The organism is Fulvimonas sp. R45 (assembly GCF_030504985.1).
In the GTDB taxonomy this organism is placed as follows: Bacteria; Pseudomonadota; Gammaproteobacteria; order Xanthomonadales; family Rhodanobacteraceae; genus Rhodanobacter_A.
The window spans coordinates 56,474-69,077 of record NZ_JASERU010000019.1; the positions used below are offsets into that span (position 1 = coordinate 56,474).

Annotated in this window: 11 protein-coding genes; 9 read left to right on the forward strand and 2 right to left on the reverse strand. The window is 69.3% G+C overall.

The window, feature by feature from the left end; translation table 11 throughout:
- Positions 1–386: 386 nt before the first annotated feature.
- On the reverse strand, positions 387–791 hold the full coding sequence (locus QMK61_RS14960; protein WP_302073028.1) for a carboxymuconolactone decarboxylase family protein: 405 nt from the start codon (positions 789–791) through the stop codon (positions 387–389).
- Positions 788–1,051, reverse strand: coding sequence for a glutaredoxin 3 (gene grxC / locus QMK61_RS14965; RefSeq protein WP_302073029.1), 264 nt, complete (start codon positions 1,049–1,051; stop codon positions 788–790). Before grxC ends, QMK61_RS14960 begins: the two co-directional genes overlap by 4 nt.
- 114 nt (positions 1,052–1,165) lie before the next feature.
- On the opposite strand from grxC, the gene QMK61_RS14970 reads away from it, so the two are divergent.
- The 9 genes from QMK61_RS14970 (at position 1,166) to QMK61_RS15010 (ending at position 12,264) form a co-directional block, all read left to right on the forward strand.
- Positions 1,166–2,797 (forward strand): M48 family metalloprotease, encoded by a 1,632-nt coding sequence (locus QMK61_RS14970; protein WP_302073030.1) that lies wholly within the window; start codon positions 1,166–1,168, stop codon positions 2,795–2,797.
- A gap of 81 nt (positions 2,798–2,878) precedes the next feature.
- A complete protein-coding gene (phoB, locus tag QMK61_RS14975; protein WP_302073031.1) occupies positions 2,879–3,568 on the forward strand; it encodes a phosphate regulon transcriptional regulator PhoB in 690 nt (229 codons plus the stop codon).
- 236 nt (positions 3,569–3,804) lie between these two features.
- On the forward strand, positions 3,805–4,866 hold the full coding sequence (gene phoR / locus QMK61_RS14980; protein ID WP_302073038.1) for a phosphate regulon sensor histidine kinase PhoR: 1,062 nt from the start codon (positions 3,805–3,807) through the stop codon (positions 4,864–4,866).
- A gap of 64 nt (positions 4,867–4,930) precedes the next feature.
- Positions 4,931–7,027: a polyphosphate kinase 1 gene (gene ppk1, locus QMK61_RS14985; RefSeq protein ID WP_302073032.1), complete on the forward strand. Its 2,097-nt coding sequence runs from the start codon at positions 4,931–4,933 to the stop codon at positions 7,025–7,027.
- Positions 7,028–7,157: 130 nt separating this feature from the next.
- Complete coding sequence (locus tag QMK61_RS14990) at positions 7,158–8,618, forward strand: Ppx/GppA phosphatase family protein (RefSeq protein WP_302073039.1); 1,461 nt, start codon at positions 7,158–7,160, stop codon at positions 8,616–8,618.
- 82 nt (positions 8,619–8,700) lie between these two features.
- Positions 8,701–9,441: a peptidylprolyl isomerase gene (locus tag QMK61_RS14995; protein ID WP_302073033.1), complete on the forward strand. Its 741-nt coding sequence runs from the start codon at positions 8,701–8,703 to the stop codon at positions 9,439–9,441.
- Entirely contained in the window at positions 9,438–10,169 is a 732-nt protein-coding gene (gene lpxH / locus QMK61_RS15000; protein ID WP_302073034.1) for a UDP-2,3-diacylglucosamine diphosphatase, read from the forward strand. Before QMK61_RS14995 ends, lpxH begins: the two co-directional genes overlap by 4 nt.
- A gap of 196 nt (positions 10,170–10,365) precedes the next feature.
- Positions 10,366–10,659: a 2-hydroxyacyl-CoA dehydratase gene (locus QMK61_RS15005; protein ID WP_302073035.1), complete on the forward strand. Its 294-nt coding sequence runs from the start codon at positions 10,366–10,368 to the stop codon at positions 10,657–10,659.
- Positions 10,660–11,160: 501 nt separating this feature from the next.
- Positions 11,161–12,264, forward strand: coding sequence for an alpha/beta fold hydrolase (locus QMK61_RS15010; RefSeq protein ID WP_302073040.1), 1,104 nt, complete (start codon positions 11,161–11,163; stop codon positions 12,262–12,264).
- Positions 12,265–12,604: the final 340 nt, after the last annotated feature.

Consider the following 12,604-nt stretch of genomic DNA (forward strand, 5'->3'; position numbering starts at 1 on the left):
CCGGCGCCGCGGGGGAAAGGCGCGATGGGTTGAAATCCCTGCAATTATCGCCGAAACGGGGCACAGCGAACAGGGCGGAGGGCGCACGGGGCGTTGCAAATCCTCGCATGGAGCGTTGCAGGAACTCGCATGCTCACGCCTTTCTTCCTCTCCCCTTTGGGGAGAGGATCGAGGTGAGGGGGCAATCTTGCGGCAGCGCTTGACGAAAGCGCGCTTTCGTATGGACCTCGGGGCAAGACCCGCCCCTCACCCCAGCCCGTTGCTAGGCTCGTCCCTCGCCAAGCAACCCCCGGCCCTCGCGCCAGCGCTCGGGCGCTCAGCCATGCGCGAGCCAGTGGCTCGCAAGCAGCATGGCTTCGCCCCCGGAGGGGAGAGGGAGAACGGCGTCAGGCGTGGTCGGCGCAGTGGCCGGCCGTGCCGGCCGCGCCCGCTTCCAGCTGGTCGAGGAAATCCACCGCGCGGCGCAGGTGCGGGATCACGATCGAGCCGCCCACCACCAGGCCCACGCCGAAGGTCTCGAAGAACTCCTCGCGTGTCACGCCGGCTTCCTTGCACTGCGCCACGTGGTAGCTGATGCAGTCGTCGCAGCGCAGCACCATGGACGCGACCAGGCCCAGCAGCTCCTTGGTCTTCACGTCCAGCGCGCCGGGCCTGTAGGTCTGCGTGTCCAGCGCGAAGAAGCGCCGCACCACCTGGTTGTCCTCGGCCAGGATGCGCTCGTTCATGCGCTGGCGGAACGCGGTGAACTCCGCGACGCGGTCCTGGCCCGGCTTGCCGTCGTCGCCGCTCATGCGGCCTCGCCCAGCAACCGGGCCAGCTTGCCGCTGCGGTCGGCGGCCACCAGGTCGTCGTAGCCGCCCACCAGCTGGTCGTTGACGAAGATCTGCGGCACCGTGCGGCGGCCGCCGCTGCGCGCCAGCATGGCTTCGCGCTGCGCGGGGTCGGTGTCCACGCGCACTTCGCTCCACTCCAGGCCCTTGGCCTTGAGCAGGTTCTTCGCCGCCACGCAGTACGGGCAGACGGCGGTGGAATAGACTTCAATCTTGGACATGGCGGGCTCCACGAACACCTGCCTCCCAGATGGCGGCGGTGCCTGCAAAAACAAGCCGGCAGGCGCTGAACTGCCCCTGCCGGCGATGGTCACAGTGGTATTGTCTCTCAACCTATGCCCATGTCGCCACGACGCCCTGCCCCCCGCCTGCTGACGGCCCTGGTCCTCGCCGGCCTCGCCTTCGGCGCCGGCGCGCAGGACAACGTGCGCCTGCCCGACCTGGGCAGCTCGGCCAACGCGCTGATCTCGCCGCAGGAGGCGCAGGACTACGGCGCGGCCATGCTGCACCAGATGCGCGCGCTGAACATGGTGGTGGACGACCCGCTGCTGGACGACTACCTCAACGACCTCGGCTATCGCCTGGTGGCCGCCAGCGCCCGGCCGAAGGACCACTTCGCGTTCTTCATCGCGAAGGATCCGGAGATCAATGCCTTCGCCGCGCCGGGCGGCTACATCGCGGTGAACTCCGGGCTGTTCGTGATCGCCCAGAGCGAAAGCGAACTGGCCGCGGTGATCGCGCACGAGATCGGCCACATCACCCAGAACCACCTGCAGCGCGCGTTCGAGGCTTCGAAGAAGGACGCCCCGCTGCTGGCGCTGGTGCTGCTGGGCGCCATCGCGGCCGGCTCCGCCCACAACGGCGGCGACGCCGGCATGGCGGTGCTGGCCGGCGGCCAGGGCCTGCTGCAGCAGAAGCAGATCAACTTCACCCGCAAGGACGAGACCGAGGCCGACCGGGTCGGCATCCAGACCCTGGCCAACGCCGGCTTCGATCCCGATGCGATGGCCGCGTTCTTCCAGCGCATGGAAGACGTGCTGAGCACCGGCGCCGGCGGCGACGACGTGCCGCCGCTGCTGCAGGACCACCCGGTGACCACGGTGCGCATCAGCGACGCCAAGGCGCGCGCACGCCAGCTGATCGCCGCGCAGAAGCTGCGTCCCGCCGGCCTGGCGCTGGACAAGGCCGAATGGGAAAGGCAGACCGCGCCGATCCCCTACGTGAAGGATCCCACCGCCCTGCTCGCCAGCCATGCCAGGCCCGGCGCCCTGGATACCTTCCTGCTGATGCGCGAGCGCGTGCGCGTGCTGGCCGGCGACGCCCAGCAACTCGCCACCTACTACGCCACCAACCTGGCGAAGCAACATGGCTTCGACACGCCGTCCAACCGCTACGGCTACGCGCTGGCGCTCACCCGCAGCGGCAACGGCGCCAAGGCCGTAGGCGAGCTGCAGTCGCTGCTGGCCGCGCACGCCAACAACCTGGTGCTGCGCCTGGCCATGGCCGACGCCCGGCTGCAGGCCGGCCAGCGCGACCAGGCGCTGGCGATATACGCCGGGCTCAACGCCGGCTCGCCGCGCAACCACGCGGTGGCGCTCGCCTATGCCAAGGCGCTGACCCAGGGCGGCGACAAGCCGCAGGCTACCCGCGCCGCCGACCTGCTGCGCCCGCTGCTGGACGACAGCGACGAACCGGACATCTATACTGCCTACGCCCGCGCCAGCGAGAAGGCCGGCGACAGCGTGCGTGCCGGCGAGGCCTATGCCGACGCCAGCTACCTGTCCGGCCGCCCTTTCGACGCGATGGAGCAGCTCAAGCGCCTGCTCAAGCGGCCCGACCTGGACTACTACGCGCGCGCGCGCATCCAGGCCCGCATGGCCGAACTGACGCCGCTGCTGATGGAGCTGCAGAAGCGCAGGATCCAGACTCCCGATAACCCAGACAGCGGAAACGGCGCCAATCGCTGAACGCCGGCCAGGCGATGTCATCCTCACGTAACATGACACCGCTGCAATACTCGTGTCACAGGCCACCGAACGAGCCCGCGCGTGCACAAACGCATCCTGATCGTCGAAGACGAACCCTCGATCCGCGACATGGTCGCCTTCGCCCTGCGCAAGGCCGACATGGAGGCGGTGCCGGCCGCCGACGCCCGTGCCGCGCAGATCGCCATCGCCGAGCGCATCCCCGACCTGATCCTGCTGGACTGGATGCTGCCCGGCATGAGCGGGCTGGAACTGGCGCGCCGGCTGCGCCGCGAGGAATCCAGCCGCGAGATACCGATCATCATGCTCACCGCGCGCGGCGAGGAGATGGACCGCGTCAACGGCCTCGAGGCCGGCGTGGACGACTACGTGGTGAAGCCATTCTCCGCGCGCGAGCTGATCGCGCGGATCAAGGCGGTGCTGCGGCGCAGCCAGGGCGACGACGGCTCCGGCGTGATCGAGCTGGGCGGGCTGCGCATCGACGGCCCCGCGCACCGCGTGTTCGCCGGCGAGGAGGCGGTGGCGATCGGCCCCACCGAGTACCGCCTGCTGCACTTCTTCATGACCCACCCCGAGCGCGTGTACTCCCGCGCGCAGCTGCTCGACCACGTCTGGGGCGGCAGCGTGTACGTGGAGGAGCGCACCGTCGACGTGCACATCCGCCGCCTGCGCAAGACGCTGGAACCGTGGCAGCTGGACGCCCTGGTGCAGACGGTGCGCGGCGCCGGCTACCGCTTCTCCACCAGCGCCTGAGCCGGGCACCGATGGCCGGGACATCCAGCCCAGACCCCGCATGGAAACTGCCGGCCGCCCTGCTCGGCGGCCTGGCCGCAGGCGCGCTGGCCGGAGCCGCGGTTGGCCACGTCGCCGCCGGCGTGGCCGTGGCGGCCGTGCTGGAAATCGTCCTCCTGCTGTCGCGGATCCGTCATGTGACGCAAGCCACCATGGCGCCCATGCCCGACGCCAGCCCGCTCCGCCACGACCGTTTCATGCACCGCTCGCGCCGCCTCGCCAGCAGCCTGCACGACCTGCGCCATGCCGCCGCCCACCTGCCCGACGCGATCGTGCTGCTGGACCGCCACCAGCGCGTGCGCTGGTTCAACCACGCCGCCGAGAGCCTGCTGGGCCTGCGCCGCCCACACGACCGCGGCGTCTTCCTGCAGGCGCGCCTGCATGGCACGGAACTGGCGGACTGGCTGCAGGGCGGCGCCGCCGAGCCGCTGAGCGACGTGTCCGCCCCTGGCCAGCCCAGCCGGCATATCAACCTCACCCTGCTGCCGTTCGGCCACCAGCAGCGCCTGCTGCTGGCGCGCGACATCAGCCACCTCACCCGGCTGGAGCAGATCCGCCGCGACTTCGTCGCCAACGTGTCGCACGAGCTGCGCACCCCGCTGACGGTGATCCACGGCTACCTGGAGCTGCTGGACCCGGAGGACGTGCCCGCGCTGGCGCCGGTGCTGGGCGAGATGCGCACGCAGTCCAAGCGCATGGGCCAGATCGTGGAGGACCTGCTCACCCTGTCGCGGCTGGAGACGCAGGACCGCGTGGTGGACGAGCGCGTGCCGATGGCCCCGCTGCTGGCCACGCTGCGCAAGGAGGCCGAGGCGCTCAGCCAGGGCCGCCACCGCGTCACGCTGGACGACCGCGCCCACGTGGACCTGCTCGGCTCGCCCAAGGACCTGCACAGCGCGCTGTCCAACCTGGTCAGCAACGCAGTGCGCTACACCCCCACCGACGGCACCATCGCCATCCGCTGGGAGCTGGCGCCGGACGGCAGCGCGATCTACTCGGTCAGCGACACCGGCTTCGGCATCCCCGCCGACCACCTGTCGCGGCTCACCGAGCGCTTCTACCGCGTCTCCTCCAGCCGGTCGCGCGAAAGCGGCGGCACCGGGCTGGGCCTGTCCATCGTCAAGCACGTGCTGAACCTGCACCAGGCGCAGCTGGAGATCCGCAGCACGCCCGGCCAGGGTTCCACCTTCGCCTGCCGCTTCGGCCACGCCCGCGTGCTGCCGGCGGAGGAGCCGGAATCCGGCCCGCTGGAGCCTTGACCGCCGCTGAGCCATGCGGCCCGCGCCGCATGCAAGCCCCACCGCCTTGGGCGAGAATGCCGCCATGTCCCTTGCCGCCGCTCCCGGGCCCCTGGCCCCCGTCGAACCGACCGACCCGCAGTTCTACCTGAACCGCGAGCTGGCCGCGCTGGAGTTCAACTTCCGCGTGCTGAGCCAGGCGCGCGACCCGCGCGTGCCGCTGCTGGAACGGCTGCGCTACCTCAGCATCGTGGCCAACAACCTCGACGAGTTCTTCGAGGTGCGCGTGGCGGTACTGAAGCACCACCACAACTACGGCTCGGCGGCGCCGGGGCCGGACGGACTGCCCTCCGCCGAGATCCTGGTGCGCATCCGCCAGCGCGTGCTGGACCTGGTGGCGGCACAGTACGCCACCTGGCACGAGGAACTGAAGCCGGCACTCGACGCCGAGAACATCCACTTCCTCACCCGCACCCAATGGAACGAGCGCCAGCGGCGCTGGCTGCGCGGCTACTTCGAGAACGAGGTGCTGCCGGTGCTGTCGCCGCTGGGCCTGGACCCGGTGCACCCGTTCCCGCGCATCCTCAACAAGACGCTGAACATCGCGGTGGTGCTGGAAGGCCGCGACGCCTTCGGCCACGAGGGCCACATGGCGCTGGTGCGCGCGCCGCGCTCGCTGCCGCGGATCATCCGCCTGCCCGGCGAGGTGTGCGGCGAGGGCGAGCACTTCGTGTTCCTGGCCGAACTGCTGCAGGCCTTCGCCGACCTGATGTTCCCCGGCCTCGCGGTGGCCGGCTCGTACCAGTTCCGCGTCACCCGCAACAGCGAGCTGGTGGTGGAGGAGGCCGAGGTGGACAACCTGGCCCGCGCGCTCAGCGAGGAACTGCTCGGCCGCGGCTACGCGCGGCCGGTGCGGCTGGAGATCGGCACCGATTGCCCGCAGGCGATCGTGTCCATGCTGATCGCCAATTTCGAGTTGGAGGAAACCGACGTCTACCGCTGCGACGGGCCGGTTAACATCATCCGCGCCGGCTCCGTGTACGGGCAGCTGGACCGCCCCACGCTGAAGTTCCCGCGCTTCACCCCGCGCCTTCCCGCCGGGCTGGCGCCGGAGGCCAGCACCTTCGACGTGCTGCGCCAGCGCGACGTGCTGCTGCACCATCCCTACGAGTCCTTCGGTGCGGTGGTGGACCTGCTGCGCCAGGCCGCGCAGGACCCGGACGTGCTGGCGATCAAGCAGACCCTGTACCGCGCCGATTCCGACACCCCGCTGGTCGACCTGCTGGTGGAGGCCGCGCGCCACGGCAAGGACGTCACCGTGGTGATCGAGCTGCGCGCGCGCTTCAACGAGGAGGCCAACATCCGCCTGGCGATGCGCCTGCAGGAGGCCGGCGTGCAGGTGGTGTACGGCGTAGTGGGCTACAAGACCCACGCCAAGATGATGCTGATCGTGCGCCGCGAGGACGGCCGCCTGCGCCGCTACGTGCACCTGTCCACCGGCAACTACCACCAGGCCAACAGCCGCGTGTACACTGACATCGGCCTGATGTCGGCCCATCCCGAGATCGGCGAGGACATCCACAAGGTGTTCCAGCAGCTCTCCGGCCTCGGCCCGCGGCTGCAGCTGAAGCGGCTGCTGCACTCGCCGTTCACGCTGTACACCAGCGTGGTGGAGAAGATCGAGCGCGAGACCGCCCACGCCCGTGCCGGCAAGCGCGCGCGCATCGTGGCCAAGCTCAACGCGCTGAACGAGGCGCACGTGGTGGAGGCGCTGTACCGCGCCTCGCAGGCGGGCGTGGAGATCGACCTGATCGTGCGCGGCGCCTGCACCCTGCGGCCCGGCCTGCCCGGCCTGTCCGAGCGCATCCGCGTGCGCTCCATCGTCGGCCGCTTCCTCGAGCACAGCCGGGTGTACTGGTTCGCCAACGGCGGCGACGCGGAGGTGTACTGCGCCAGCGCCGACTGGATGGAACGCAACCTGCTGCGCCGGATCGAGGTGGCCTTCCCCATCCTCGACCCCGTGCTGGCGCAGCGCGTGTACGACGAGACCCTGGCCAACTACCTGGCCGACAACACCCATGCCTGGCTGCTCGACGCCGACGGCCGCTACACCCGTGCCGAACCCGGCGACACCCCGGCGCACGACGCGCAGCAGACCCTGCTGGACAAGCTGTGCCCATGAGGCCCCCGATCCGGCATGATGGAGGCCTTGGCGCCGGCCCGGACGCGCGCCGCCCGCCGCAAGGAACCCACGCTTGAGCCAGGGCGACTCCAACCCGATCCGCAGCGGCGAGCTGATCGCTGCCGTGGACATGGGTTCCAACAGCTTCCACCTGATGGTGGCCCGGGTCGAGCACGGCGAGCCGCGCATCATCGACCGCCTGCGCGACAGCGTGCGCATCGCCGCCGGCCTGCGCGCCGACGGCTCGCTGGACGCCGCGCACCGCGCCCGCGCGATGGACTGCCTGGCCCGCTTCGGCCAGCGCATCGCCGGCATTCCTTCCAGCCACGTGCGCGCGGTGGCCACCAACACCGTGCGCCAGCTCGCCACGCCGCAGTCCTTCCTCACCGCCGCCGAGGCCGCGCTGGGCCATCCGGTGGAGGTGGTGTCGGGGCGCGAGGAAGGCCGCCTGATCTTCCTCGGCGCCGCGCACGGCCTGCCCGCCTCGCGCGAGCACCGGCTGGTGATCGACGTGGGCGGCGGCAGCACCGAGTTCATCATCGGCCGCGGCCTGGCCCCGCTGCAGACCGAGAGCGTGCAGGCCGGCTGCATCGCCTCCACGCTGCGCTTCTTCCCCGGCGGCAAGCTCACCCGCAAGCGCTGGCAGCGCGCCAACAACGAGATCGGCGTGCTGCTGCAGCAGTTCGCCGAGGATTACCGCGAGGCCGGCTGGCTGGACGCCTACGGCTCCTCCGGCAGCGCCAAGGCGATCGGCGCCACGGTGCAGGCGATGAAGCTGTCCGACGACGGCATCACTCCCGCCGCCCTGGCCGCCCTGCGCGAGGCGCTGCTGGAGCAGGGCCAGATCGCCACGCTCAAGCTGCCCGGCCTGGCCGAGGAGCGCGCGCCGGTGATCGCCGGCGCCGTGGTCATCCTCGAGGCCGCCTTCGAGGCGCTGGGCATCCAGCGCCTGCGGGTATGCGAAAGCTCCATGCGCGAAGGCCTGCTGTGGGACCTGCTCGGCCGCGCCGGCGGCAGCGACCCGCGCACCGCCAGCATCGACGCGCTGGCCACCCGCTACGGCGTGGACCGCGCCCAGGCACGGCGGGTGGAATCCACCGCGCTGGCGCTGTTCGACCAGGTGGCGAAGTCGTGGAAGCTCGACGGCGAGGCGCGCGAATGGCTGTCGTGGGCCGCGCGCGTGCACGAGATCGGCCTGGCCATCGCGCACAGCCAGCACCACCGCCACGGCGCCTACATCCTGCGCCACGCCGACATGGCCGGCTTCTCGCGGCAGGAACAGCAACTGCTCGCCGCCATCGTCGAGGCGCACCGGCGCAAGCCCGACAAGGCCGCCTTCGCCGCGCTGCCGCAGCGCTACCGCCAGCTGGCGCGGCAGATCACCGCACTGCTGCGGCTGGCCGTGCTGTTCCGCCGCGCCCGGCGCGCCGAATCGCTGCCGCCGCTGCGCCTGGCCGCCACCAGCCAGCGCCTGCGCCTGGGCCTGCCCGCCGGCTGGCTGGAACAGCACCCGCTGAGCGAGGCCGACCTCACGCAGGAAGTGGCGCCGATGGGCGAACTGGGCCTGGCGTTGGAAGTCGCTGCCGGCTGAGCCCCGGCCCCGCGCCGCGCTCGGCCCGCATTCAAGCCGCTGCGCGTATCATGGGCGGACATTCCGCCACCCGCCCCACGCCATGCCACGGTTCCTGCTCGCCTCGCTGCTGCTGCTTTCGCTGCCCGCCTTCGCCGCCGCCCCGGACAAGCCCGCCGCGCCGGCGGCCGACCCGCAGGTCGTGCTGCATACCTCGCAGGGCGACATCACGCTGGAACTGTTCCCGGACAAGGCGCCCAAGAGCGTGGCCAACTTCCTGCGCTACGTGCGCGAGGGCTTCTACGCCGGCACCGTGTTCCACCGCTCCATCCCCGGCTACCTGGTGCAGGGCGGCCTGTACACGCGCGACCTGCAGCCCAAGCGCACCCACCCGCCGGTGCCCAGCGAGGCCGACAACGGGCTTTCCAACCTGCGCGGCACCGTGGCGGTGGCGCGCGGCGCGGATCCCAACTCGGGCACCTCGCAATTCTTCGTCAACCTGGTCGACAACCGCCGCCTCGACTACGCCGGCAACCAGAGCGGCCTGACCTGGGGCTTCGCGGTGTTCGGCAAGGTGGTGGCCGGCATGGGCGTGATCGACAAGATCGCCGCCCTGCCCACCCGCGCGCTCGGCCCGTTCGCGGCCGACGTGCCCAACCCGCTGGTGGTGATCGAAAGCGCCAGCGTGGCCGGCGAAGCCGGGCCTGCCTCGTCCGCCAGCAGTGCGGCCCCGGCCGCAGCGGGCACGCCGAAGGCCGAAGCGCCGGCCCCGGCGAAGGTCGGCAAGCCGGCCGCCACGCCCAAGGCCACGGGCAAGCCCGCCAAGCCGGCCAAGGGCGCATGAGCCGCACCCTGTTCATCGCCGACCTGCACCTGGACGACAGCCGCCCGCGGATCACCGACCTGTTCGAACGCTACCTGGCTGGCGACGAAGTGCGTGGCGCCGACGCGCTGTACATCCTCGGCGACTTGGTCGAGGCCTGGATCGGCGACGACGACGACGCCGAACTGCCCGCCCGCATCGCCGCCGCCACCCGCGCCGTGCGCGACGCCGGCGTGCCGGTGCATTTCATGGTCGGCAACCGCGACTTCCTGCTCGGCGAGAACTACGCCCGCCGCGCCGGCTTCGACATACTCGACGACGGCACCGTGCACACGCTGTACGGCCGCCCCACCCTGCTGATGCACGGCGACGTGCTGTGCACCGACGACCACGCCTACCAGGCCGTGCGCAGGCAGGTGCGCACGCCCGAGTGGAAGGCGCAGATCCTGTCGATGCCGCTGGAAGCCCGTCGCGCCTTCGCCGCCAAGGCCCGCGCCGACAGCAAGGCGCATACCGGCAGCACCATGGAATCGATCATGGACGTCAACGCCGGTGCCGTGGCCGAGGCCATGCGCACGGCCGGCGTGACCCGGCTGATCCACGGCCATACCCATCGCCCCGCCATCCACCGTTTCGAACTGGACGGCCGGCCCGCCGAGCGCATCGTGCTGGGCGACTGGTACGAGCAGGGCTCGGTGCTCGCGGTGACGTCCGAGAAGGTCGAACTGCGCGGGCTGGCCGCCGGCTGAGCCGCCCGGCCTGTCCGGCAACAGGCGGGGCATCGGATATGGCCCGCACGCCCCGACCGATGCGCGGAAGACCGCCATGCCACCTTCGTACCGCGCCAATGGGCGCCGCCCTGTGGTCGCGATGCCGCGGAAGCGGCGACGGGAGGCGGACGACCATGAAACATGAGAAGATGGAACGTCTCACAGTCCTTTCCCCATGAAATCCAGCACCTACGACTTCCGCCAGTTTCAGGAAGAACTCGCGGCTCTCGAACAGAAGAGCGTCACACCGGCCAAGGAGAAGGTCGCGCCAAAGCGAAGGTCGGCATCCGCCCGCCTGGCCCAGGCCGAAGCGGAGTTCCGCGTCCTGCGCGAACGCTACGCGCTGACCGTGGCCGACGTGGTGGGCTTCTTCCCCGAAGAGGAAGGAATCGCCTACCTGCAGGGGCTGATCGCCGCCCGGGAAACCAAGGGCAGGCGCCGTCGGACCAAGGTCACGGACGCGGACTGATCCGGCCGGCCGGCCGCACTGGTCATGGCTGGTTTCCGCTGAGGCGAAACGCCCTCAGAGCCTGCTCACGATCTCCAGACACCTCGTGTTGGCCTCGCATGGCGGCCATGCGAGGCCACCCCGGAGGGCCGGGTCTGTTGTCCCACAGGCCGGCGTCATCGCTCCGTCGTGTACGGATTCCGGTCACACTGAACATCGATTCCGGCGAGCGCTGAACTCTCTGCTGGTGCTGACCAAAGGCGGCTGGCTCACCGTTGCCAGGCGCTCCAGCTTGCATCCTAGAAGCGACGGCTTTCGACAAGGTGGACATTAGTCATGATAGACGCCCCCATGTTTGTTCCCGATGACCTACAAATTCCCGACGAGTCTCTACCCAAAGCGCTTGCGTAACCTTGGGTCTATTGACTACACGTGTAGCTATAGATTAGCGTGGCTACACGTGTAGTCAAGGATTGCGAAATGCCAACAATAAGCAGGGCGTGGGTAGCAGTCATCTTGGGCATGGCGTTCATGCATACGGCCTCAGGGGCCGCAGCTTGCTCGGCCACCGACTCGACTTTCCAGGCGGAAAGCATCAGCTATCACCGGCAATTTGTTCCAGTGGCGGATGGAGTGCGGCTGGAAGTGCTCGATTGGGGCGGGACTGGGCGACCACTGGTACTCTTGGCGGGGCTTGGCAATACGGCGCATGTGTTCGACGCGATTGCCCCGGAGTTGGCGCGACATTTTCACGTCTATGGCATCACTCGACGCGGCTTCGGAGCATCGTCCGTGCCCAAGAACGGCTATGACGCCGATCGGCTGGCCGATGATGTGATGGCCGTGGTCAAGGCACTCGATATCGATCGTCCCATTCTTGCCGGCCATTCGATCGCCGGCGAGGAATTGAGCGCGATAGGGACACACTATCAAGGCAAAATTGCCGGACTGATCTACCTCGATGCCGCGCACGAATACGCGATCTACGATCAGGCTCGCGGGGCCTATCATCCTGACTTGAGTCATCTGTCCGCGCAGATTTCTCGCATGCACGATGACCCGACAGACAAGGCGCAGATGACCAAGCTGTTGAATGACGTCTCCGTGTTGCAACGGAGCCTTGGGAGCGAGCTTGCCGGGATAGCTGCGGATGACGCCAGTACAACGGGGGCTCCGCCTTCCGAACCAACGCCCAAAGAACTGGCCAGTTTCCCGGCGTTTCGTTGTTTCGTCTCTGCACAACTCGGGGGAGTCATACCTGAAGACGAGATACGCCAGACGTTTGCGACAAGCGCCACGGGCGGCGTCGGAGAGCAGAAAGCACCGGCGTTCGTATACAACGCCATCCTTGAAGGCGAAGAGCGCTTCCGCGCACCCGACGTGCCCATACTCGACATTGTCCCCGTACCACGCACATTGGATCTTCCAGTCGGCAGTGATGAGGCGAAGCGGCAAGCAGCGGATGCGCTGCACACTCGAATGCAGGAGCAAGAAATCGCTACGCTCCAGCGTCAACAACCATCGGCGAAAACCGTGCGGATACCGCACGGCCACCACTATGTGTTCCTGTCCAATCCAGCCGAAGTAGTGGATGCCATGACCAGATTTGGAGAGCAGTTACCTTAAGTCTGCTCCCGGCCAGTTTCGGCGGATGGACCTCAAATTGGTCATGATGTCGGCGTGCAGAGCATGACCAAATCCCCCAACTTGGCGCCCTGGTCAGCACCAGCGAGATGGTCAGTAGTTACCGGAACGATGGTCAGCCATTGCCGGAATGCGCAGTCGTGGACGGACGTCCACTCCCTCGCTCTTCCCTGGCCTGCGCGCAAACAGCTCCCGGCGCGGGCCACGGGGAGATTTTGAGAGCCATGCCTTTCAACGTCTTTTCTTCGCCTCAGCCATGACCCGCGCGGTGGAGACGTGTGACCGGGCGAGGGTACCATCGACATAGCCCGCGTTAGCTCGG